Source organism: Streptococcus suis, assembly GCF_002964045.1.
GTDB classification, from domain to species: Bacteria; Bacillota; Bacilli; order Lactobacillales; family Streptococcaceae; genus Streptococcus; species Streptococcus suis_U.
This window is the reverse complement of the sequence record NZ_POPB01000627.1, coordinates 1-413: the sequence shown is the minus strand read 5'-3', so window position 1 is coordinate 413 and position 413 is coordinate 1. Positions and strand designations below refer to the sequence as shown.

The following is a 413-nucleotide window of genomic DNA, read 5'->3' as shown; positions in this document are numbered from 1 at the left end:
TGAAAGAGTGAGCCAAGTCAGCTGAACCTCCAAGGAAGGTTGGCAAAACTTTAGCCGCTGCGTTGAGGGCATCTTGTGATGAGTTACGAGTTGCTTGTGAGAAGCCATTTTCGTAAACTGGGAAGTCTTCTGGCTTGATTTCAACTACGTCACGACCTTCCAAGATAGCTGTTACTTCAGCTGCTAATTCTGGATGAGCTACTTTGTAGTCTTCAACTAATTTCACCCAAGCATCGTAGGCTGCTGCACCGCGATCAGCTACATTAGCTTTAAAGTCCGCATAGACTTCAGCTGGAATTTCAAATGGACCATAGTTCCAATCAAGCGCCTTACGAGTTGCTTCTGTTTCTTCTGCACCAAGTGGAGCACCGTGAACGGCATTTGTACCTTGTTTGTTTGGTGAACCATGACCG

The 413-nt window shown here is 46.2% G+C and carries 1 pseudogene; it reads right to left on the bottom strand.

Annotated features, from left to right (window positions below):
• Positions 1-413: pseudogene (locus tag C1E99_RS13605) on the bottom strand (transketolase); the annotation flags it as partial.